Origin of the sequence: Clostridium estertheticum, from assembly GCF_011065935.2 — a bacterium.
GTDB classification, from domain to species: domain Bacteria; phylum Bacillota; class Clostridia; order Clostridiales; family Clostridiaceae; genus Clostridium_AD; species Clostridium_AD estertheticum_A.
The window spans coordinates 3879182-3900473 of the sequence record NZ_JAAMNH020000001.1 but is presented as its reverse complement, the minus strand read 5'-3'; the positions used below and the strand labels follow the sequence as shown (position 1 = coordinate 3900473).

General features: G+C 30.9%; 18 protein-coding genes and 1 pseudogene. 12 read left to right on the top strand and 7 right to left on the bottom strand.

Annotated elements, in window-relative coordinates:
• Positions 1-84 precede the first annotated feature (84 nt).
• On the top strand, positions 85-891 hold the full coding sequence (gene folP / locus G9F72_RS18585; protein WP_164959709.1) for a dihydropteroate synthase: 807 nt from the start codon (positions 85-87) through the stop codon (positions 889-891).
• Between the two features lie 32 nt (positions 892-923).
• Entirely contained in the window at positions 924-1742 is an 819-nt protein-coding gene (folK, locus tag G9F72_RS18580) for a 2-amino-4-hydroxy-6-hydroxymethyldihydropteridine diphosphokinase (protein WP_164959710.1), read from the top strand.
• A gap of 48 nt (positions 1743-1790) precedes the next feature.
• On the opposite strand, the gene G9F72_RS18575 is transcribed toward folK, so the two are convergent.
• From G9F72_RS18575 to G9F72_RS18560, 4 genes are all read right to left on the bottom strand, one after another.
• Entirely contained in the window at positions 1791-2843 is a 1053-nt protein-coding gene (locus G9F72_RS18575; RefSeq protein ID WP_164959711.1) for a flavodoxin family protein, read from the bottom strand.
• A gap of 42 nt (positions 2844-2885) precedes the next feature.
• Positions 2886-4130: a lactate/malate family dehydrogenase gene (locus G9F72_RS18570; protein ID WP_164959712.1), complete on the bottom strand. Its 1245-nt coding sequence runs from the start codon at positions 4128-4130 to the stop codon at positions 2886-2888.
• A gap of 44 nt (positions 4131-4174) precedes the next feature.
• The gene (locus G9F72_RS18565; protein ID WP_164959713.1) at positions 4175-9037 is read right to left on the bottom strand and encodes a cytidyltransferase; all 4863 of its coding nucleotides are present in this window, start codon (positions 9035-9037) and stop codon (positions 4175-4177) included.
• Between the two features lie 159 nt (positions 9038-9196).
• Positions 9197-9682 (bottom strand): DUF4883 family protein, encoded by a 486-nt coding sequence (locus tag G9F72_RS18560; protein ID WP_164959714.1) that lies wholly within the window; start codon positions 9680-9682, stop codon positions 9197-9199.
• A 269-nt stretch (positions 9683-9951) separates the two neighbouring features.
• Here G9F72_RS18560 and G9F72_RS18555 point away from each other — a divergent pair, with 269 nt between their 5' ends.
• Genes G9F72_RS18555 through G9F72_RS18545 form a run of 3 tightly spaced genes read left to right on the top strand, consistent with a single transcriptional unit; the run spans position 9952 to position 12878 of the window.
• Positions 9952-10890 carry an acyl-CoA dehydratase activase-related protein gene (locus G9F72_RS18555; RefSeq protein ID WP_164959715.1) on the top strand — a complete coding sequence of 313 codons (939 nt, stop codon included), beginning with the start codon at positions 9952-9954 and terminating at the stop codon, positions 10888-10890.
• Positions 10844-11941: an acyl-CoA dehydratase activase-related protein gene (locus G9F72_RS18550; RefSeq protein WP_164959716.1), complete on the top strand. Its 1098-nt coding sequence runs from the start codon at positions 10844-10846 to the stop codon at positions 11939-11941. Before G9F72_RS18555 ends, G9F72_RS18550 begins: the two co-directional genes overlap by 47 nt.
• Complete coding sequence (locus G9F72_RS18545; RefSeq protein ID WP_164959717.1) at positions 11922-12878, top strand: acyl-CoA dehydratase activase; 957 nt, start codon at positions 11922-11924, stop codon at positions 12876-12878. The genes G9F72_RS18550 and G9F72_RS18545 overlap by 20 nt, the downstream gene beginning before the upstream one ends.
• Positions 12879-12984: 106 nt before the next feature.
• On the opposite strand, the gene G9F72_RS18540 is transcribed toward G9F72_RS18545, so the two are convergent.
• Positions 12985-14823: an APC family permease gene (locus G9F72_RS18540; protein ID WP_164959718.1), complete on the bottom strand. Its 1839-nt coding sequence runs from the start codon at positions 14821-14823 to the stop codon at positions 12985-12987.
• Between the two features lie 265 nt (positions 14824-15088).
• The gene (locus tag G9F72_RS18535) at positions 15089-16078 is read right to left on the bottom strand and encodes a YbhN family protein (protein WP_164959719.1); all 990 of its coding nucleotides are present in this window, start codon (positions 16076-16078) and stop codon (positions 15089-15091) included.
• A 443-nt stretch (positions 16079-16521) separates the two neighbouring features.
• On the opposite strand from G9F72_RS18535, the gene G9F72_RS18530 reads away from it, so the two are divergent.
• From G9F72_RS18530 to G9F72_RS18520, 3 genes are all read left to right on the top strand, one after another.
• Positions 16522-16653 carry a cyclic lactone autoinducer peptide gene (locus G9F72_RS18530; RefSeq protein WP_224676171.1) on the top strand — a complete coding sequence of 44 codons (132 nt, stop codon included), beginning with the start codon at positions 16522-16524 and terminating at the stop codon, positions 16651-16653.
• Positions 16654-16744: 91 nt separating this feature from the next.
• Complete coding sequence (locus G9F72_RS18525; protein WP_318010958.1) at positions 16745-18049, top strand: sensor histidine kinase; 1305 nt, start codon at positions 16745-16747, stop codon at positions 18047-18049.
• Between the two features lie 12 nt (positions 18050-18061).
• Positions 18062-18631, top strand: coding sequence for an accessory gene regulator B family protein (locus G9F72_RS18520; RefSeq protein WP_164959721.1), 570 nt, complete (start codon positions 18062-18064; stop codon positions 18629-18631).
• A 144-nt stretch (positions 18632-18775) separates the two neighbouring features.
• Here G9F72_RS18520 and G9F72_RS18515 read toward each other — a convergent pair whose 3' ends face one another.
• Complete coding sequence (locus G9F72_RS18515; protein WP_164959722.1) at positions 18776-18982, bottom strand: hypothetical protein; 207 nt, start codon at positions 18980-18982, stop codon at positions 18776-18778.
• Positions 18983-19280: 298 nt separating this feature from the next.
• Here G9F72_RS18515 and G9F72_RS18510 point away from each other — a divergent pair.
• The 4 genes and pseudogenes from G9F72_RS18510 to G9F72_RS18495 all read left to right on the top strand — a co-directional run.
• Positions 19281-19538: pseudogene (locus tag G9F72_RS18510) on the top strand (hemerythrin domain-containing protein); the annotation flags it as partial.
• A 151-nt stretch (positions 19539-19689) separates the two neighbouring features.
• The gene (locus G9F72_RS18505; protein WP_164959724.1) at positions 19690-20127 is read left to right on the top strand and encodes a MarR family winged helix-turn-helix transcriptional regulator; all 438 of its coding nucleotides are present in this window, start codon (positions 19690-19692) and stop codon (positions 20125-20127) included.
• 39 nt (positions 20128-20166) lie between these two features.
• Positions 20167-20430 (top strand): cupin domain-containing protein, encoded by a 264-nt coding sequence (locus G9F72_RS18500; RefSeq protein ID WP_164959725.1) that lies wholly within the window; start codon positions 20167-20169, stop codon positions 20428-20430.
• Positions 20431-20510: 80 nt separating this feature from the next.
• Positions 20511-21146 (top strand): MBL fold metallo-hydrolase, encoded by a 636-nt coding sequence (locus G9F72_RS18495; RefSeq protein WP_164959726.1) that lies wholly within the window; start codon positions 20511-20513, stop codon positions 21144-21146.
• Positions 21147-21292: the final 146 nt, after the last annotated feature.

Sequence of the window (21292 nt, the reverse complement as noted above, 5' to 3'; positions counted from 1 at the left end):
TTGTAAGCTAACGAGATTTAAATTTTATAAAAATATATTTATTGTTTTAGAAGATAATTATTTAATGTTTATAGGAGGAAGTTTATGAAAATAGGAAATTTAGACTTTGAAATAGGAAAAAGAACATATATAATGGGAATTTTAAATATTACACCGGATTCTTTTTCTGATGGAGGAAGATTTAATGATATTGAAGCAGCTATAAAGCATGCAAAAGAGATGGTTTATGATGGAGCAGATATTATTGATATTGGCGGCGAATCTACAAGACCAGGACATAAGTTTGTAAGTGAAGAGGAAGAAATTAAAAGAGTAGTTCCTATTATAGAGGCTTTAAAGAGGGAAATAGAGGTTCCTATTTCCGTGGATACATATAAAGGTAAGGTGGCAGAACTTGCCATAAAAGCAGGAGCAGCTATGATTAATGATATCTGGGGGTTTAAGAAGGACGCGTGCATTGCGAAAGTCGCAGCTAAGTATAATGTGCCTTGTTGTTTAATGCATAATAGAGATAATAGAAAATACAATAATTTAATGGTGGATATATTAGCGGATTTAGAAGAAAGCATTTCAATTGCAATAAAGGCAGGGGTTAAACGTGAAAATATAATAGTAGACCCAGGCATTGGGTTTGCAAAAAGCTATGAGGATAATTTAAAAACTATGAATAACCTAGAAAAGCTAAATAGCTTAGGATATCCAATACTGCTTGGAACCTCACGAAAATCCATGATAGGATTTGCAATGGATTTACCTGTAAGTGAAAGGCTAGAGGGGACCTTGGCAACCACAGCTATTGGGATAATGAAGGGTTGCGAATTTATAAGAGTGCATGATATACTCGAGAATAAAAGAGTTTGCGCTATGACGGATGCTATATATAGAATTTAAGAAAACAAGAGTGACATGAAGGAGAAAATATTATGGACAAAATCTATATAAAAGACTTAGAAGTTTACGCACATCATGGCGTATTTCAAGAGGAAAAAAACTTAGGACAACGTTTTTTAATTTCACTAGAGCTTTTCCTTAGTTTAAGAGAAGCAGGCACTACTGACGACCTAACCAAAACAGTTCATTATGGTGAGCTTTGCCAACAGGTTGAGGAAGAGTTTAAAAAGGAAAGCTACGATTTAATCGAGAAAGCTACAGAAAAATTAGCGGAATTTATACTTTTAAAATACGATTTAGTTCAAAGAGTTGTGGTTAAAATCAAGAAGCCTTGGGCACCTATCGGAAAGCCACTTAAGTATGCAGCAGTAGAGGTAGATAGAAGCTGGCATACTTCTTATATTGGAATAGGTGGAAATATGGGGGACAAAGAAAAAAACGTTAAGGGAGCACTAGAGCTTATTAATAATTCGCATCATACTAAAATAACAAAAACATCAAAATTTTATGAAACCACACCAGTAGGATATCTAGAACAAGAGGACTTCTTAAATTGTGCTATTGAGGTGAAAACACTTTTAAATCCATTAGAGCTTGTACGCTTCCTGTTATCTATAGAAAAGGAATTTAAACGGGAAAGAGTTATAAGATGGGGTCCTAGAACCTTAGATTTGGATGTATTATTGTATGATAATATTATTAGTTCACTAGAAGAAATAATATTGCCACATCCAAGAATGCAGGAAAGAATGTTTGTGCTTGCGCCATTGTGCGATATAGCACCATATGTTATTCATCCAATTTTGAATAAAACTATAATTCAAATCAAGGCATCTTTAAAAAATAACTAGCTGTAGCTAGTTTATTTTTTTAGATACCTAAAATGAAATAGAAGTATATTAGGCTTTTATTTCTTTTTTAATATTATCAGCAAAATCTTTAGCTAGTTCATGAATTTGGGGAACCTTAAAAATTTCACCAGGGTCATTAGCGATAGCCATTATAGAAAAATATGGTGGCAAAGTAAAGCCCTTATTTACATTTAAGGCCCCAATTAATTGTTTACTAATAGAATCACTTCCAGAACTACCGGATACTACCACTGAAAAGATATTCTTATCATAAAATGCTATCTTTCTATATAGTACTGTGAGCCGATTTATTACAGCTGTTAAATTGGAAGCTATTGCATCATTATAGTTAGGACATAGCCATATTATTGCATCAGATTTTTCAATGGAGGGAAGTACATCATCAACCATGACTCCTCCATAAAAGCATTTATTTTGCGTGGCGTAATGAGTGCATAATTTATAAGAGCAGCCTTTACAGTCTAAAACTTCTCCGTTTTCTATTTGTAGTTCTTTAATATCATAACCTGAAAGATTCTTCGTTACCATATGCCATAAATCCAAAGTATTAGAAGTTTTATGTGGACTTGAGTATAGCACTAATATTTTAGGATTATTTATGGTAATTGGATTATATTCTAATAATCTGTTTCGAAGTCTAGAGCACATGTTCAAGCAAATTTCTTCTAAGGGTAAACTCAAAATTTTTTGCCAGGTAAGAAAATTTCTAAGGGAAGAGGTAGCTTCTACTACGCAGTGCCCGATAAAGCAGCAACCTAAGTTGTTTGCGAGATATATAATATCTTGACTTGTACGTTTGGTACCGTGCTCAGTACTACTATGAACTAGTACTGCAGCAGCAGAACCTGAAAGACATTTATTACCTTTTTTATATAGTTTTGAGAAAAATTCCAACATTGCAATATCACAACAAATATCTGTGCTCTCAGAAGCAAAGAATATTTTCTTGTTTTGAAGATCAGGAATATTGTTAGAATCTTTCACTAAAGTATAATTGCTATAACGAGTAACCTTTGATATCATTTCTGAAAGCATCGGAGATATATTTTTACTTGGTACTATTACAAATAAATCCTTCATAAAAATCCCCTTTCTATATTCTTCTTAAATAAACCAAATAAATCATAGAGATTTACTAAGAAGTTTATAAGTTGAATTTAGCTTATGCAAGAGTACTTCATTTAGTTCTAAGGTTTCAAGCTCAATTCCAGAAGGTAGAAGTCTATTCTTACAACCCATAAAAGTACCACCAATAAATGTAGCACTGTAGTGCCAATTCGAATTAATGGTTGCAAGTATCGATAGTGCACCAGAAGAAAGCGCAGGGGCAATATAAGGTTTAAAGCCTGTAGAACGAACTTCTAAGTTAGCGGTCTTAGTGCTATGAGTTAGTGCATCTGAAAGCACCTCATTGTAGTTTATAATACTATCGGCAATGATGAGGCCATCTCCATGGGGACCAAAAGCTCTACCTTCATTCATATAATGTTTCGTAGCATCTTGCTGTGAGGCGTAATAGCAGGCTCTAGCGTTCATAACCCCTAAGCCATATCCTCTAATTTGTTCTGGAGCAAGGCCCATAAAGTCCATATTACCATCACTGCCTTTATTGCTTTCAATATATGCACTTTTGCAAAGTAAATCCACTGGATCTGATACTACAGCAAATATCCCCTTGAAGTTATTTTCTCTTGCAAGGGTGGCATAGTGCCCAATAATTTTAGCATTGCCCTCAAACTGTACTAGTCGAACATCTGTAGACTCACTTCCAACCTCAGGAACTCCAACGGATACGCAAAATACAAACATATCGCAGTCAAATACTTCCTCCTCTTTTAAGGAGATTATTTTTATAGAAGACTCATGCATGTCTGCTGAAAGGATTTGACTAAGTTCATATTTGTAGCGTTCATTGCGATTTATATCTCTATCATAAAGACCTAGACTTTGAATCTTATCCACACCTAAAAGTTTTAGACCTGTAAGCAAAGTGCCACCAACATCACCTAGTCCTACCACATTTATTCTCCATTTAATAGGCTGATGATAGGTTAACACCTGTTCCCAATTAGGATACATAGTATTCAAAGATGTAACGCGATTACTTTCAATAGCGGTTTTTAGCCACTGAGGAAGGCCTAAAGCCTGCGCTACAGGCTTCACAAGTAAATTCAGATTTTCTTCTTTTAAAAAGAGAAAATTCTCATGGGAAACAGAAAAACTCCTGCGACCACGTTCTGGGCTAAGTTTATTAAGAGCATATATCATGCCAATATATTTTTCTGCTTCACTCTCAGATATTTCCTCTTGAATCGGATATTCTTCCTTTGATATCAATAGTTTCTCATGACATATATAGTAAAACATTTTAAGCACCTCTTTTTATTTATTCTTATGTTTATCACAATATTTTATAATAAATTATCTAATCTACCTAATTGTTGTAAATCATTTTCTAGGTAATGGGAGGGAGATATATTTAAATCATATTGCATATCGCGTCCAATATCAGGACAACGTGGAATAGTAAACACTTCACCTAAGGAAGCTAAAGTTAAATTACGAGTATATAAAATATGATATTCATTTTCTAAAACTCTTAAAAGCTCTATAGAATTTTCAATACACACTCTTGATAATTCATAAAGGCTTTTAGGCATCGCATTTTTTATAAAAACAGGATAAGTATAGGGAAGTATTAAATTAATGGACGGAAGCAAGTTCCTTTTTGGATAACTGCCTCTCCAAAGCGCATCTCCACCTATGAAGGGATATAGTGTATTCTCATTAAACCAAATTTTAAGCTTGGGTATAAAGTAAACACTATCAACATCGCGGTGTTGCATATCCATTAGATCTTTTCCCCGTCCTGATAGGATACCAGCAATGATTTTTTTCACATTTACCGCCTCCTTTTTTAAGAGAGGATCTAAAGCTTTCATCCTATAACCTTTATGAAGTATATTATCTACCAGTATTACAGGTCTATTAAAAGACTTTATCATTTTAATTTGATGCTCAAGGTTTAAGTAATAAGGAAATTCTCCAATGTGAAATTTTTTAATGTCAGGCCTAAAAAACTTTTCTGTATGCAGTGATTTAGTAACGGTATTGGGAACTATATACCTATCAAGAATATCTCCATAAGGCACACACATTGCTTCGCCATTTTGTTTAGTGTGACTCATTTTAATTGGAACATTATTCTCACTGCAAACCTTTTTTATCATTTGCTGATGAAGTACATCACTATCAAAGGATAATACCAGTTCACCAGGATACAAATTAGAAATAGCTTTCTGCAAACTCTTTCTTGTACTACAAATAACTTGCTTTACTCTTGCACTGCTTCTAAAGGGTTCCTTAAGAATATTTTCTAAATCTAAGTTTAATACGCAAGGGTTATTCATATCTATCACAAGTGCCGTTAAACTAGGATCCGTAGTGTCAACTTTTTTAAAACCATGCAAATATAGAAGTTCTATTAAAGAAGGAGCATATAATTCTTGCAATATTGGCTTAAAAATTGCATATTCATAGTCTTTAGATAATGCATAAGCTAAAGATTCTGTAATAAGTATTTGTTCCAATATTTTATTCTTTTCTTTATTCTTTTCCTTATTGTTTATATACATTAGGTCAATAAGAATAATTCTACCAGAGGCATTTTCACGAACATATCTTGATAATTTATCATCATACAATTCACTGTATAAAATATTTGAACGAATCCAATGCATTGATGCAAAACCTAGAATTTCATGGGTTTGAATATTTTTAATTATTACAAGTTTTGGGGCTATTTTTTTCGAAAGTTCAGTTAAAATTTGGAAAACAAGTTCTTTGTCATCACAGGAATTAGAAAGTTTTTTTATGAAAGCTTCAGTAAACTCTTCAGCAAATTCAATATCTATATGAGGGTATGCCAGTGAAAGCTTATCTTGTGGCTCTCTTTGATAAAAACCATTTTCATAAATATACTGCTGAACTAGTGGATCGATTAAACTTGAAATATCACGATTATCGTCAATATAATTCCTTATTTGACTAGAGCTAATGCTAGCATAACTAGAAGGGAGATTTATCAATTTAATTTCTCCAAGGATTTTTTTCGTAGCCTCATCTAATTGTTTGCTTTTTCCACGCTCAAAAATTATATGTGGAAAATTGTGTATAGAGAATTCAGTTATAGGTTTTTTATAGCAGGTAGCATTTAATATAACATCACTACCAGCAACAAAATAAACCTGAGATTCACTAAAGTTTTTCTTTAACTCTTTCAAATCCTCTGGATTAGAAATATTTGTTGGAAAGTTTTCTGGATAAATAAAAATATTTAATTCATCTGCAATGGACATACTTAGCAAATTTTTACGAAGTAAATTTGGCAAGGTTTTCTTTGACCAAGAAAACTCATCCACAGATAAATAAACTTCAAAACCCATATTTCTAATTGATTTTGCAATATTTTTATGACTAAGGGAAAATGGGTCAAAGGTACCTGGGAAAAAAGCTGTTTTTGAGGGAATAGGTATATTGATTTCTCCTATAAAAAAGCTAAAATCTGATATAAATCTATATATATGATTCAGTGCTGCGGAATTTGTAAGGAAAAGTAATTTTTCTGTGTCATCCTCTGTAATTAATGTAAGAATTTTTTTTGCAGACAATTTAAATATAATAATTTTTTCCTCTAAAGATAGGAGTTTAGAACCAAAAACATCTTTCCCAAAAGTACTTATAGCAGCTTGCTTAACTTTTGTTTTGTAATCAGCTAGGCCGTTTAAAAGTATACCAAGTATATTTAATAGGCGATTATTATAATCCTCTGACTTTTCAATAAATCTATTTTTATACTTAGGATAATTAGCTAAGCACACACCTAGAGTCTTAAGAAAAAGAGGTTTTACATTTTCATTGGATATTTTTATTTTGATTTTCAAATCATCAATAATTTCATTTAACTCCACAGGTTGTAGCCAAAGAAGTATTTCACCTAGATAGGGCGGAATATACTCAGTAAATCTATGCCCTTCTATTTCTAGTGCTCGAAGAAGTTCTACTGAAATTTCATTTCGTTCAGGTAGTGTAAGTGTTGGCATAATTTTAAGTATGGAGATCCCTGCCCTATTACGAACACTTTCTACAGCACTTACTTTAAGCAAATTACAAAAATGAATAGCTGTGTGAAGGCCTGTTGAAGGGGCTTTATTTATAGTATAATTTAATAATAAATCAATTTGGTTTTTCTTTTTTATCCAATCGGTTGCTGTTTTTAAATTGCTTAAAAATATGTCAGGTATTTTTGCGTAATCTTGCTCGCAGAAGTCTTGAAAAATAGGAATAGAGGCTTTTATATTAAGTAAAGTAAAAATTCTAAGTTTAAGTAAATTTTCTGCGGGAATTTTACTTTTAGTGTAGTAACTGGCAAACTGACCTATTAAATTTTCTTTTAAATAGTTAAATTTTGGGAGCTTAATTATTAAGCAGTTTATAACTTCTAAGGCAGAAAGTCTTAAAATACTGCTTCTTTTGTTTGTCATTAAAATCACATATTTAAACAATGTGGACAAGTTGTCATCATATGGTTCCATGGGAATATATTTTGCGGTCTCTAATAAAAACAATTGAGTTTCTGTATTACTAGGACGTGATACATCATAATACTTAAGAATAATATTTCTGTAGGAGATAAGCATGCTTTTTCTGCAATTTTTAAATAGTGCGTTAACCATAATTTTAGTGCTATAACCCATCCAAGTTCTATGACCTATAATCATTTTGTGACTTGGATAAAGTAGCAGGTTTAAGTATTCCACAAATAAATCTGAACTTGATATATTGGGGCTTTCTATATCTACATTTTTGGGAATTTCCTTATTATAATCCTCATCAAAAATAGCTATAAGTAATCCAATAAGCTGAGCACAAAGACGTCTGATATCGTCCTCAGGATGGGTCAGATTATCATAGAGAAACTTCATAGTCTGTAGCTTTTGTTTTTGAGTTAAATAGGTAGAGTATTCTTCAAATACCATTATATATTGTCTTAAATTTTTCCAGTCTTTTTCACTTCTAGCCTGTTCTAATATTTCATCTAAAGAAAATTCATCACGCAGGGTATGCATTAAGTTAATATTATGGTTTATAGAAAGATATTTAAGGTTTTGAACTATATCAGGTCCTTGCATCAAAGAATAGATTGGAGTTTTCTGAATCTCCGGATTTTTCGTTTTCTCTAGAGACGTGTTGATGCCAATACTGACTAAATAATCTTCAAAATCTTTTAGTTTAGCATATACCCTTCTATATCTTTTTTCTTTTTTTTCATCCACATTTTCTAATTTATCAAGTATAACCTTGAAGGATTTATCTAAGGAAAATATGTTCATGGTGGGACCTTCGCTTGTTTCAAGATTTTTAACTCTAAAGTCAGAATATATTAATATTAGCGATTCCAGTGAAAGATTTTCAAGCTCTAAATCCCAAGTAGAATGATTTATTGCAATATTTCTAATATAATTTATACAATGTTTTTTAAACCATTGATCTGTATAATAGTAATGTAAATGAGGAACTCTTTTAAGATCATCACCGAAGCAACCATATTTTCCAACATCATGCCCAGCAGCAGCTCCTGATACTCTCCCTAAATCTATTTTAACATTCTTGTCCTTAAGTTGCCTTGCGAGATGCAATGAAAGATAGTGTACTCCACAAATATGATCAAGAGTATTATATTTAAAAACCTCGCCATTTAGTTTCATCATTTCATAGACGTAATCTTTCCTGAAAGCTTTAATAAATTTTACATATTCATCGTCATTTTCTAAATTCTCTATTTCTTCCTCCAGCAAAAAATTCATGGCGTAGTTACTTTGCCAAGTGTTATCACTACAATTTTTTTGTACATTACATACAATTCTAAGAACTGCTAGGTATAGTTCAGAGGCGGTTTCTAGATTATTACCCAGCACCATGGTTACGGCCTCTGGAAAGGACTTGTTTAATGCAAAATTATATAAGTACCTCAGCATGTCTTTAGGTAATATATCATTGCACAGCTCACTCATAACCTGTTCACAGATTAAAAGAGTACGTGTACATGTAAAATCCGCGCATTCTATCATAATTTTTAAGTTTTCTATGTAGCATGAGCTGGATAAAAAATTTTCTACAAGAGTTTTTGGGATACCATGGGTTTTCAAATATTTTGGGCTTAATAATTTTCTGGATATTTTTTGATTAATCTCTTTAAAATCTATAGCTTGCATGCATGACCTCCTCGTAGTTATATTCTGTACATAACAATTATCAATTGTTATGGGATTTTTGTTTATTTGTATGTGCATTATCTATATTCAAAATTATATACTTATAATGTGATTATTTATAGAGGATAATGCAATTATCCTAGAAAAAAAACAAATACCTTATTTAGGTATAAGGTATTTGCAGAGTCCATAAAGATTATAAGCTTTGTACATTTTAGTTGTGTCAATGTAATCCATGCTATAGCCACCATCCCAGGGATAAATGGAAATTAAATTTTCATTATATACATTTATAATATATTTATTTTTACTAAAGGTTAAAAATATTTTATATATTGGTTTATTTGTCAGGTTAGCTGGCTTTTGTATGAAGCTATCAGTATTTAATGATTTGAAAAAATCAGTGAATGTAGATAAATCCCCCACAGAAAAGTCCTTCTTCTTATAAAAATTCATATAAAGAGCATAAAGCTCTGTTGGCTTTTCTAGAGATAAATCCTTCATTAATAAATTAGTGTAATAATAAGTGTTTGGTTTATTTTTTATAAAAATATTTTTATTAAATTTATATTTACATCCATAGAGGGTTAAAGAGAAAAAAATACATATTATAATTGAAATATATTTCTTTATACTAACGCTCAAATAATCACTTCCTTCTACTGCCTTGTAAATAAAATATGTTGCAAAATTATCTTTTATTACACAATATGTGGATATTAGCATATTTTTATTTTTAAATAAAAGATTATCTTAAAAGTTAAAGTTAAACAGTAGGGTGAATTACTTGGAATGGATTATTAATGTAAAAAACCTGGAGGTTAAGTTCCAGGTTTTTTATATTTTAGGAATATTTTTTACATTAATAGTTCAGAATAGAGAAGTGCTAAAAAGTAGAATACAAGGAGGAAATTATGAAAGTTGGTGTCCCAAAAGGCTTACTATATTATAAATACCACCTTTTTATAGAAAGATTTTTAATTGAACTCGGTGCAGAAGTAATTACATCTGCGGATACAAATAAGGATATTTTAAATGCAGGAGTTAAATGCTGTGTTGACGAGGCTTGTTTGCCTATAAAGATATTTCATGGACATATAATGGATATAAAGGACAAATGTGATTTATTAATAATACCTAGAATTATGAGGGTGCGCCCGCGGGAATTTATATGTCCCAAGTTTTGTGGGCTTCCGGAAATGATAATATATAGCATTCCAAATATGCCAAAGCTTATGACAGAACCTATATATGCCACCAGTGACAAGGAATTATATACTTGGTGCAAAAGACTTGGGAGGATGATTACGAAGGATACTAGTAAAATAAGAGGTGCATTTAACAGTGCATTAGAAGAGCAGAGAAATTTTAAATTTGGTATTAAAGATGAAGGATTTAAAATAACTATTGCACTAGTAGGTCATCCATATAATATTTACGATACTTTTATTAATATGAATATAGTAAAAAAATTAAATGAAATGGGCGTGGGGGTAATAACAGAAGAATATGTAGAGGAGAAGCGAATTAAGTTAGAAGTAAAAGCTCTTTTTAAAAAACCATTTTGGACCTTTGCTACAAATTCTTATGGATTTACAACTGCTATAGCAAAAGATAATGAGACTTCCGGAGCAATATATATATCCTCATTTGCCTGTGGAATTGACTCTGTGGTACTTGAGCTTATTAAAGAAAAAATTGGAGATTTTCCACTACTTATATTAAAAGTTGATGAACATACTGGTGAAGGCGGTCTGGATACAAGAATTGAGGCTTTTATCGATATGATTGAAAGGAAAAAGAATAATGAAAATAACATTTCCACATTTAGGCAACACACATCTTGCAGCTAAAGCACTATTTGATGGACTGGGAATAGAATGCATAATTCCACCTTTTAGTAGCAATGAGGCGTTAGAGCTAGGTTCAAAATTCTCTCCAGAAGAAATGTGCTTACCTTATAAAATTATGATGGGTAATTATTTGCAGAGCATTGAGATGGGAGCAGATACCATAATTCTTCCTGGTAGCTGTGGGCCTTGTAGATTTGGTGAGTACTGTGAATTACAGATTAATGCTCTAAAGAAAATAGGGCACAATCTAACTTTTATTGTAGTTGATAGCCCTTTTGACATAGGAAAAAAGGAATTGTTAAATCGTCTATCGAAGATTTCAAATAATAGCACAAAAGGTAAGGTCCAAAAAATTAGAGCTCTAAAGACAGCCTATGATGTAATTGAGATAATAGAAAAAATCGAAACTGCAGCAAATTATTTAACGGGATATGAAGTAAACAAAGGAGAATTCAAGAGACTTTTAAAAGAATGTAAAATTAATGCTGCAAAAGCAATTACACCATCTGACATGGTAAATATCCTAAAAGGATATATGAAAAAAATTAGAGCTATTCCTATTAATGAACATAAGTCACCAGTGAAGATTGCAATTATTGGTGAAATTTATACTGTAATCGAACCATTTTCTAATCTTTATATAGAAGATAAACTTATGGATTATGGTGTATCAACTAAAAGAATGCTTACTCCAAGTTGGTGGGTTAAAGATGCAGTACTTAGCCCACTTAAGATTAACTCAATTGACATAAGAATGGCCTCTAGAGAATATCTTCCGTATTATATTGGTGGGCACGCTAGAGAATGTATAGGGGAAGTTCTACTTGCAGAAAAAGAGAATTTTGATGGGGCAATTCAAATTTTCCCTATGGGATGTATGCCAGAAATTGTATCAAAAGCTATTTTGCCTGCAATTTCAAATGACAAGGATTTTCCTATAATGACTTTGGTAGTAGATGAAATGACTGGAGAGGCAGGATATATTACTAGAATAGAAGCATTTATAGATATGCTAGAAAGGAAGAAAAACAATGTACTATATGGGAGTTGATGTAGGATCTGTAAGTACAAATATTGTACTATTAGACAATACTTTAAAGGTTATTGAAAAATTATATTTAAGAACAAAAGGTAAACCAATAAAGGCAATCCAATTTGGACTTAAAATTTTAAGTGAGCAATATGATAGTGAGCAAATAAGTTCAGTAGGGACTACAGGTAGTGGAAGACAGATGGCTGCCTTTTTAATAGGCGCTGACATAATAAAAAATGAAATTACTGCTCATGCTGTGGCAGCATTAGAAATTGACAAAGATGTGTGTACCATATTAGAAATTGGAGGCCAAGATTCTAAAATAATCCTATTAAAGAATGGCATAGTTACAGATTTTGCAATGAATACGGTATGCGCAGCAGGTACAGGATCTTTTCTTGATAGGCAGGCAGAGCGGCTGGAGATACCTATTGAAAATTTTGGAGAGTATGCATTAAAGTCAAAAGCGCCTGTAAGAATAGCCGGTAGATGTGCTGTATTTGCGGAATCTGACATGATACATAAGCAGCAGCTTGGGTATAATGAGGAAGACATAATAGGAGGCCTTTGTGAAGCCATGGTACGGAATTATCTTAGTAATGTAGGGAAAGGAAAAGATATTCGCTCTAAAATATTTTTTCAAGGTGGAGTTGCAGCTAACATAGGCATTAAAGTAGCTTTTGAAAAAGCACTAGGAACTGAAATTTATGTTCCAGAGCACTATGATGTAATGGGTGCTATTGGAGCGGCAATGCTTGGAAAGGAAGAACTTATGAGGACGGGAAAAACAAATTTTAAAGGCTTTGAAGTAGCAGCTAATGATTTTGTGCCTAGAAGTATTGAGTGTAATGGTTGTGGTAATAATTGCGAAGTAATAGCAATAAAAGATGGAGAAAAAACTGTAGGTTGCTTTGGAGATAGGTGTGGCAAATGGAGCGGTAAAATGGTGATATAAAATTTTGATGGGGCAAATACAAGAAGAAAAACACCTAGGATAATATTCCTAGGTGTTTTTAGCTTTGCAAATACAAAAGTGTCAGAGGCGAGAATCGAATCTGTTTCTACTCTTCTATTATATATGGGACAGTAAGCACTGCTACATTTCTATTTTTATATAGCATACTCTTTATAAAGAGTGCTGTTTGGTTATGAAGTATATTATGCCACCACTTAGTAGTAATAAATTGTGTTATTACTACTGTAACAGTTTCTCCATGTTTTGAAGCACGTTCTTCAGATTCTATAAAATTCATTAATGGTTTCATTATGTCTCTATAGGAAGAATGTTTTATTATTAATGAAATTCCGGGATTATACTCTTCCCATTTTCGTTCTAATTTTTCTGTAGCTTCAGTATCAGTTGATACATGAAAGGCAACTACATTTTGTGATAAGCATTTAGCACAGTTTAATGCCTTTAAAGTTGATTTATTTAAGGACCCTACAAGAATTATTACATGTTGCTTGTTATTCGTTGTAACTCCTTCATTAGGTCTTTGTTCTAAGGATAATTTAAGTTGCTCTGCTACACTAGTATAATGTCGTTTAACCTTGACCATAAGATAAACAAGTAAAGGTATTACAATACAAACTATCCAAGCACCATGGAAAAACTTTGTCATGCCTATGAGTATTACCGTAATGAAAGTTATTAGAGCACCTAATCCATTTATAAATGCCTTATGTCTATAGCCAGGTGTTTTAATTCTTATCCACTTTAAGAACATTCCAACCTGTGAAAGTGTAAAAGATAAAAATACTCCTACTGCGTATAAAGGTAGTAGTAAATGAGTATCACCTTTAAACACAATAATTAAAATAGCAGCAGCTGACCCGAGTAGTATAATCCCATTTGAAAAGCTTAGCCTCTTTCCTCTTTGAGAAAATTGCCTTGGAGCATATCCATCCTGTGCCATTAAAGAAAGTAACAATGGTAGACCTGCATAGGCTGTATTTGCAGCCATTACTAAAATTAATGCAGTGGTAATTTGCATAGTGTAAAACATAATGTTTTTTCCGAAAACTTGCTGTGCAATTTGAGCAAATACTGTCACATCTGGATGAGGTACTGGATGATAAATTGTTGCTAGAAAAGATAACCCACCAAAAATAAATAGAATTAAAAAAGCTAGTAAAGCCAAAACAGCTTTTGCATTTTTTGATGATGGTGCTTTAAAGTTAGGTATACCATTACTTACCGCTTCAATCCCTGATAATGCAGTACATCCTGAAGCAAATGCTCTAAGAAACAGGAACAATGTAAGGTCACCTATTTGTTTTGGTATTGGATAAAGCGGTGCTGGTGTAATTCCAAAAATAAAGTGCTTTACAATGCCAGTGACAATAAGTACTATGCAAGAAAGAATAAATAAGTATGTTGGAACTCCAAAAAGTTTAGATGACTCCTTCACTCCTCTTAAGTTACCTATTGTTATTATTAATAACATTGCAAGAGCTATAGCTACTTTATGAGGGAGCAAGGAGGGCAGAGCTGAAGTTAATGCTGCAGTTCCAGCACTTATACTTACAGCAACTGTCAGTACATAATCTACAGAAAGCGATGCTCCGGCAGTAAGCCCATATATAGTGCCAAGATTATCCTTTGCAACTATATATGCGCCTCCACCACATGGGTAGCTATCAATAGTCTGTCTGTAGGAAAAAACAAGTATAAATAATAGTATTACAATACACAGCGCCGCATAAAACATATATCTATATGCTACAACACCTATAACGCCAATTAACACAATTAAAATTTCTTCTCCTGCATATGCAACGGAAGAAACTGCATCACTAGATAAAATAGGTAGTCCCCAAAAAACATTTAATTTTTCTCCCTCTAATTCTTCTGTTTTTAGTGTCTTACCTATTAGTAGTTCTCTTAATTTTGAAAACATAAACACACCTCGATAATAGAATTTATCATTACAATATTTTTATATTATATAGTATTAATTCAAGAACTTCAATTTGAAATTAGCCCAATTATGACAAAATACAACTAAATTCGTGAACTTATTCACAAAAACGTTACATATTACTCCTCATGCTTTTATATACTTACTGTAGATACGTTTTAGATGTCATTAAAATTGTTGTAATATTACAACTTTAAGTCCTGAATAAAGATCTTCTTAGCTAGTATGTGTTAATTAGCTTTGTTTAATTCTTCTTAATAGCATAAAAACCAAAAATTATGCAGGAGTAAAATGTAATTAACCTCCATAACAATATAGCGGCCATTATATTGTTGGAGGCAAAAAATAAACTAAAGAATATATAGAAAGCACCCTCTGCGCCACCCATGGCTCCAGGTGAAGGAACAATCGCAGTTAGCATCATTACAAATGCAGTTCCGGCTATCATACTGCCTATGTGCGCACCCTTCATTCCAAAACTAAGATAGATAAAATAAGGAATAATAAAATACATTGTTAGTTGAAGTATTGTATAAATAGAAGCTTTAAAAACCAATACTTTCTTATGTTTTATTATCACCATATTATTATGAAATTGGTCTAAATTGTCGTTAATGCGCATTTCTAAGGTTGATATATTCTTCACCAATCTAAGCTTTTTTAATATTTTAGATAGCCCTAATATTAATTTGTGTGTTAATTTGCGATAAGTCGAAAATACAATTAGGGAGACAATTACACCAGCATGAACTGCAAATCCTACGCCTATTAAATAATAAAAATGGTTGGTGTTACTTCTGAAAAGAAATGCTTTCCAAAATATAAGAATTAAAGAATATACAGTTAATATTGTTTGATAGATAATAAATTTAATCATCAACGCTGAACCAGAACTACCAGCTCCTAATCCTTGTTTTGTAAGTGCATAAAACTGCATTATCTGACCACCAGATGCAAAGGGAGTAATTGAATTAAAATATTGGCCTATCATAGTAACTTTAAATGCTCTTTTAAATTTGTAATCTTTTTCAGTTAAAAATAAAATACATTGCAAAATTTTAGCTTCAAAAATCCAATATAATAGCATACAAAAGGCCGCAGCAATTATCCATTGAATTTGCAAATGTTTCATCTGATGAATTAAATCCATCCAACCCTTTGTGAATATAATCAACAATACAAAGATAACTGCAGAAGCTATCCCTAAAATTAAATTAAATTTATAATTTTTCATTATCTTACCTACCCTATATTCTATATAATTTTTTTTATGAAAACTTTCTCCAATTGCCCGAAATATTTTATTGTATTATTATATCATTGATAAAATCACTTTCAACTATTCCTATAAATAAAATATTCTCAGTACAAAGATTTAAGTTGCATTAAATATAGACTTTGATCTTGCAAATGTAAATACTGTTCTTGCTGCAGAAACAGATCCAGCAATAATTTTGATTCAAGGTGCAGGCAAAATGCTTTGCAAGTGATGGAGTATACAAACAATTACAAGTGGCAACACAATAACTCAAATCTCAGGGAAAAATCTTTATTTTTTTTGTTTTAGGTCGGTTTTTGTAACACGATACTTAAAGGAAAATGAGTTGTTATTGTAGAATACATAGTGAATAAAAAACAAGTTTAAACTAGTGAATTCTAGGGAAAGGAGGGGTTACATTGAAAAAATTAATTGGCAAAACCATGAATATAATAGGATGTATAGCATTATTTGTTGGAACATTGGCTATTGTGCCAACATCACTACTTCATTCACATCAGCCTAATTGTCCGGATGAATTTTTAAAGTAAAAATGTTGACTCTTTTGGGAAAGAACGCATGAATTTTATTGACACTAATATTACAAAAGAGTCAATACTTTATTGAGGAGAAGATATGAATATGACTAAAGAAATAATACTTGATATATTAGAAGCGTTAATATTATTAGGAGTTTTTAGCTCTTTAACTAACAAAAAGAAGTATATAATTGAATATAAAATAAAATCAGGGTTATTTTGCATAATATATGTTTTTGCAATTTATTTGAGTACACTTTATGTTAATGATGTGTATCGTATACTAATTATGATAGTAGTTTCTATTTTACTATTAACATTTATTACAAAAATAAGTCTTTATTTTTCGACTATTATATTTTCTATGTTTTTTTCAATAATATTTATTACAGAAACTTTAGTTCAATTCATTGAAATGGTTATTCTTAATGTGGAATTAAATCAAATTTTGACTAATTCTAAATACTTACTTATTTTTTTAATTGGATGCAAATTACTACAGGTATGTATTGTCATAATACTTTTTAAATTTAATATATACTATAAAGATAAATTACTTAATAAAGAAGAATCTCTTTTTTCAGAGTTTTTAATACAAATCGGAATTTTTAATCTATTTATATATATCTTAATCTTTAGTGTTTTAGATATTAAGAATAACAAAATGTATAATATGCTAGTCTATAGTATATTTTTTGTTTTTTCAATAATAGCATTTCTATACTTAAAAGAAAGAGAAAAAATGATAAATATAAATAACAAATATAAAGTTCAAGAGCATCAAATTTCAAATATGGAAGAAATAATTAATATAATTAGACAAGAAAAACATGATTATGCTAACCATATAAATGTTATACAAGCATTGTGTTGCTTGAACAAGCCTAACACCGTTGAGCGAATAAATGAATATGTATTAAAACTTTCAGACATAATTCATTCATCATTTAGATATTTAGATACAGGAAATGATTATATAGATGGTTTATTATCAATAAAAAATAATTATGCAACTAAAAATGCAATAAATTTTAAGGTAATAATTGATGAGTCCTTTAGCTTGTTAAAAATAAGAGAAGACGAATTAATAAGTATCATTAGTAATATTGTAGATAATGCATTTGAGGCATTCAAATTAAAATCACATACTGAAAATAAAGAAATATCTATTACTACTTTTTTAGAAGATAGCAAGTTTTGCATTGAAATAGCAGATAATGGAGAGGGCATTCCTGAAGAAATAAAAAACAAAATTTTCGAAAAAGGCTTTTCTACAAAAACTAAGCAAAAAGGTGAGCATGGATATGGTCTATATATTACTAAACAATTAGTTGAGCGTAATAATGGGAGCATATCTGTAGAACGTGCTTCACAGAAAACTAAATTCTTAGTTAAATTTATAATGTAAAAGGATAGACGAATGAATAAATTAATCGGTTGTATAGTAAAAAAAATTTCTGAAACTAATTCTCAATTTACAGACTTAGAACTAAAAAAAATGGAATATGGATTACTCTGTTCTTTTGATGAAGTTACGAAGATTATTCCATATTATATTATATTCTATTTATTTTCACTTCAACAATACTACATAGTTGCTTTTGTATTTTTATGTCCAATAAGATTATTTTCAGGTGGATTCCATGCAAAAACTTATTGGGGATGTTTTTTTATTAGTTTTATAACTTTCTGGGTAATAATCATTATTGGTAAATATGTATCGATAAATATCGTTACCTCAATATTAGTATTGACTAGTTCTGTTTTACTTGTGTATATTTTTTCTCCCGTAGATAACATCAATAAGAGAATAAAAAGTAAGAAGCGAAGAAAGAAGCTCAAAAAAATTTCTGTAGTCACAACTTTTTTGTTGAGTGGATTGTGTTATATAATACCGGATAGATTTTTTACTACAGCAATACTATCTATATTTATAGCTGTAATAATGATGATGATGGGCTATATAAATAATGGATATAATAAAAAATGAATATTTACAAATAATGAGTTTAATGGTAAACTCATTATTTTTTTACCTGAATATATTTATTAAATCTAATTCTAAAAAACACAGTAGAGAAAGTATAAATCTACTGTGTTTCACATTTTAAGATTTTTAAGTAATTTGATTTATCTAGTTTTTGTTTCTAGTTCCTTGCGTTGCAGCCTGTACGCCAGCATTTCCATTAGCATTATATCCATTTTTAGCATTTTTACTATCTAAACTATTAGCAATAAGGCTTTGATCTTTTTCTTTTATAGTCATATTTTGACTCAGACTATTTTCACTATTAGGTATAATATTTTGATTTTTTTCAGCTATGGTTTTATTTTGACTCATAAAAAACATCTCCTTTACTAATTATTCTATATTATAATGCCTTTAACTTAATATACTTATACTAAAATATCAAGACTCTTACATATACCATTGAAACGCAAACGCAGTATTATTTAACTTTATTTATCATAAATACTGCATTGTCTCATTTAGAATTTGAGAAACAATTTATAATTATATGTTAAATATTTGAAATTCACATTAATATTCTATATAATTAAATAAGAATGTAATTGTATAATACTATGAATTATTACATCTAAATTTCATCTATATATATATGTAACTTAAAATAATGCATGTGAATGTCAATGAATTTTTGACACAACTTGAAGAGATTAATACTAAAATTCAAAATATTGAAAGCTATGATAACAGTTTAGAAGAAATAGAGTCATTAAAGACTGTTATATTTAATATATTAGATGCAGAAAATCACCATCAAAGAGAAGAAAAAGTGTTATTTACTGAAATGGAAGACAGAAAAATTACTGGGCCAACTAGAATTATGAGAATGGAGCATGAGGATTTAAGAGGCAAGAAAAAGTTTTTACAACATGCAGTCCTATGAGGAAAAATTAAGTTCTTTATACCGTATTATTCTTAAATTTTACGGTATTTTTTATGTCGCAAATCCCCAAAAGCTTGACTTAAAAATTTCTGTTAGATATAATTGCTATAGCAAGTAATTAATTGGAGGAATGGAATTGGAGCTTGATAAGTATATTGGTTTTATTCTAAATAACGTTAATAGAAAGTTTAGTCAGTTTACTGTAAGCTTTTTCAAACCATATGATATTACACCAGAGCAAGCTGGAATCATTAGAAGATTGGGAGAACAAGAAGGTATAACTCAAAAAGACTTATCAATACGAATGGCTAAAGATCAGACAAATGTAACCAGAATATTAGGGCAGTTAGAACGAAAAGATTTAATATCACGAAAACAAAGTAAAGAGGATGGAAGAGCATCTCTCACTTACCTAACAGATAAGGGCAAGAGGCTGAATAAAAATATAATGCCAACTGAACAAGAAATAATGAATATTGCATTTAGTGGAATTTCTGAAGAAAGAAGAGCTTTATTGAAAGAACTAGTAAGTAAAATAGTTGAAAATATAAACAATTATAACAAACAATATTAAGTTTAAATATATTAAATTTTATTTAAAGGAGAAATGAACATGGATTTAGAAAATATTAAGAGTTCTATTGTAAATAATGTATATCACATTCCGTCAGGTAAAAAGGTCACCTTACATAAGCACCCAAAGCATGATGAAATTTTCTACTGCATTAAAGGTGAAGGCTTCGGAGTACTTGAAAATAGTGAAGTAGAATTGACTTTTGGAAAAGCCTTTATTGTCCCAGCTGGAGTAATGCATGCCCTGCGTTCAGACAGTAATTTGTATGTCACTTCTTTCTTAATTCCCGTTGTGGAAGAATAATATTCGTATTTAATCAAAGTATATTTATTATTAATATACTTTTTCAAAACATATTCTAATTTATAAGAGGAGGCAATAATATGTCGGCTATTTATGAGGATTTATATCAGTTCAGCAGTTATATTGCGCCTATTGACCTTTCATTTCATCAGTATTTATTATTAACTGATGAGCCCATGTTAGTTCATACAGGCAGTATACAACAGGCAGAAGCCTTGGTACCACAGCTTAAAGCTGTTCTTGGAGACAGACAATTGAAATATATTTTTATTTCACATTTTGAGTCCGATGAATGTGGAGGACTATCACTAATTTTAAAGCATTTTCCAGAGGCAAGACCAATTTGTTCTGAGGTTACAGCAAGGCAACTCAGTGGATTTGGAATTACAAATGATACAGTAGTTAAAAAGCCCGGTGAGAAACTAAATTTCGGTGATTGTGAACTTGAATTCATCAACTACCCTTCGGAAATGCATCTGTGGGAAGGACTGCTACTTATGGAAAATAAGCGTGGAATATTCTTCAGCAGTGATTTAGTGTTCCGTCTGGGGAAAGCTAATGGTTCGGTGATACAAGGCAATTGGCAGACAGAAGTAGATAGTATTAGTATGCATCAGGTATCAGATTTAGAGCGAAAAGCAAAACTTCAGCAGACTTTAGCTAAATTAAAGCCAAAGTTTGTAGCTGTGGGCCATGGCCCATGTCTTAAGGTTTAACGGACAAGTAAATAAGTTTGCCTGAGTTACAAGGTATATGAATTATAGTAGAGATTATTTTAAATCAACATATTGAAGTTGATTTTCATTGACATTAATTTGAATTTATAGTAAAATTAAGATGTTATAAATAATCAAAGTTAAGA

Coding starts and splice junctions, on each gene's coding strand:
- folP (WP_164959709.1), top strand. CDS start 85: ATGAAAATAGGAAATTTAGACTTTGAAATAGGAAAAAGAACATATATA.
- folK (WP_164959710.1), top strand. CDS start 924: ATGGACAAAATCTATATAAAAGACTTAGAAGTTTACGCACATCATGGC.
- G9F72_RS18575 (WP_164959711.1), bottom strand. CDS start 2,843: ATGAAGGATTTATTTGTAATAGTACCAAGTAAAAATATATCTCCGATG.
- G9F72_RS18570 (WP_164959712.1), bottom strand. CDS start 4,130: ATGTTTTACTATATATGTCATGAGAAACTATTGATATCAAAGGAAGAA.
- G9F72_RS18565 (WP_164959713.1), bottom strand. CDS start 9,037: ATGCAAGCTATAGATTTTAAAGAGATTAATCAAAAAATATCCAGAAAA.
- G9F72_RS18555 (WP_164959715.1), top strand. CDS start 9,952: ATGAAAGTTGGTGTCCCAAAAGGCTTACTATATTATAAATACCACCTT.
- G9F72_RS18550 (WP_164959716.1), top strand. CDS start 10,844: ATGAAAATAACATTTCCACATTTAGGCAACACACATCTTGCAGCTAAA.
- G9F72_RS18545 (WP_164959717.1), top strand. CDS start 11,922: ATGTACTATATGGGAGTTGATGTAGGATCTGTAAGTACAAATATTGTA.
- G9F72_RS18540 (WP_164959718.1), bottom strand. CDS start 14,823: ATGTTTTCAAAATTAAGAGAACTACTAATAGGTAAGACACTAAAAACA.
- G9F72_RS18535 (WP_164959719.1), bottom strand. CDS start 16,078: ATGAAAAATTATAAATTTAATTTAATTTTAGGGATAGCTTCTGCAGTT.
- G9F72_RS18525 (WP_318010958.1), top strand. CDS start 16,745: ATGACTAAAGAAATAATACTTGATATATTAGAAGCGTTAATATTATTA.
- G9F72_RS18520 (WP_164959721.1), top strand. CDS start 18,062: ATGAATAAATTAATCGGTTGTATAGTAAAAAAAATTTCTGAAACTAAT.
- G9F72_RS18515 (WP_164959722.1), bottom strand. CDS start 18,982: ATGAGTCAAAATAAAACCATAGCTGAAAAAAATCAAAATATTATACCT.
- G9F72_RS18500 (WP_164959725.1), top strand. CDS start 20,167: ATGGATTTAGAAAATATTAAGAGTTCTATTGTAAATAATGTATATCAC.
- G9F72_RS18495 (WP_164959726.1), top strand. CDS start 20,511: ATGTCGGCTATTTATGAGGATTTATATCAGTTCAGCAGTTATATTGCG.